This window comes from Echinimonas agarilytica (assembly GCF_023703465.1).
Taxonomy (GTDB): domain Bacteria; phylum Pseudomonadota; class Gammaproteobacteria; order Enterobacterales; family Neiellaceae; genus Echinimonas; species Echinimonas agarilytica.
Window position 1 is genome coordinate 1 of the sequence record NZ_JAMQGP010000020.1, and the last position, 1,583, is coordinate 1,583.

General features: G+C 42.0%; 1 protein-coding gene. It reads left to right on the forward strand.

Going from position 1 to position 1,583, the window contains the following annotated elements; all coding sequences use genetic code 11:
• The first annotated feature begins 110 nt into the window (after positions 1–110).
• A complete protein-coding gene (locus tag NAF29_RS18065; protein WP_251263031.1) occupies positions 111–1,265 on the forward strand; it encodes an IS110 family RNA-guided transposase in 1,155 nt (384 codons plus the stop codon).
• The last annotated feature ends 318 nt before the right edge of the window (positions 1,266–1,583 follow it).

A 1,583-nucleotide genomic window follows, 5' to 3' on the forward strand; every position in this document is an offset into this window, starting at 1 on the left:
ATAGACATAATGACTCCCCACTAAAGATGCTGATCTCCAATTCTTCGTGGGTTAGCTGAAAGCCAGAGCCATAATAGTTTTGTTAAAGAAACTAAAAAATGGAGATCAGCATGAATAAACATAACATACTTTTTATTGGCCTAGATACTCGTAAAGAATTTGTTGAAGTGGCTTATATTGAAGACCAACGTGGTGCCCAAGCTATTCATTATGGGAGAGTTTCTAGTGCAAAATCATCTATCACTAAACTCGCTAGACAGTTCCAATCTAAGTATCCAAATGCAACATTACATTTCGTATATGAAGCTGGACCATGTGGTTATTGGATTTATCGCTTACTCACAAGCCTTGGTCATTGTTGTTATGTCATAGCGCCTTCGCTTATTCCCAAAAAGCCTGGTGAGAAGATTAAAACAGACAAACGTGATGCACTTAAATTAGCCAAGCTACTGAAATCTGAAGACCTCACAGCAATCTATGTTCCTGAGCCTGAAGATGAAGCCATCAGAGATTTATCTCGTGCGCGTGAAACGGCGATGAAGGATTTAAAAGATGCCAAATACCAGCTAAAAGCACTGCAACTTAGAAACAACATTAACTACAGAGGCACTGCCAATTGGTCGCTAAAACATTTGCGCTGGCTCACTGAGCTTATCTTGCCACATCCTAGTCAACAGATTGTCTTGCAAGAATACTTACCAACCATCACTGAGCGTATTGCACGATTAAAAAGGCTGGATAATGAACTAGAACATCATGTAAAAAATTGGCGTTATTATCCAGTAGTGAGAGCAATACAGGCCATGCGAGGAGTCAGACTTTTAGTCGCAACAGGCGTCGTTGCCGAACTGGGTGATTTAACCCGTTTTGACCCCCCAAGAAAACTCATGAGTTATGTAGGGTTGGTGCCATCAGAGCATTCAAGTGGTGGTAAACGTCATGTCGGTGCCATTACTAAATGTGGTAACAGTCGAGCGCGGCGCTTGCTCGTTGAAGGCGCACATTCATACCGTTTTGCTGCCAATATTTCGACTGATATACAAAAACGACAGGAAGATTTGCCAAAACAAATTATCGATATCGCATGGCAAGCTCAGCTTAGGCTCTGCCGTCGATACCAAAGGCTTATGCATAAAGGTAAACATTACAACGTCATTGTGACCGCTATTGCTAGGGAGATGATTGCTTATATTTGGGCTATTTCAAGAGAAATCGTCTTAGTAAAAGTTAACCCCAAGTTACGATTATCGAGAGTACCTGCATGAGTGACAGTTTTGAGTTAATGCAGTTGATCAGGCATCGGGTGTGGCACAATCACCGACGGCGTTAGGATGGCATTGCGGTTAACACTGTAATGAACCACGAACATAGACTGAAGACAGGTGTCACGACGGATTATGTAAGGTAGGCGCTGCTTGTGAAAACAAGTAATCCACGGATATCAGCATGACAACCGACGAATTTACTTGCTTCATCTTCTGCGTTAACTCATCTCATTTTGAGTTGAAAGATTAAAAAGGCTTAAATCTTTAGGCCGATATTTGTGTGCTCTACTTGACGTGGGGAGTCATACCAACGCCTCA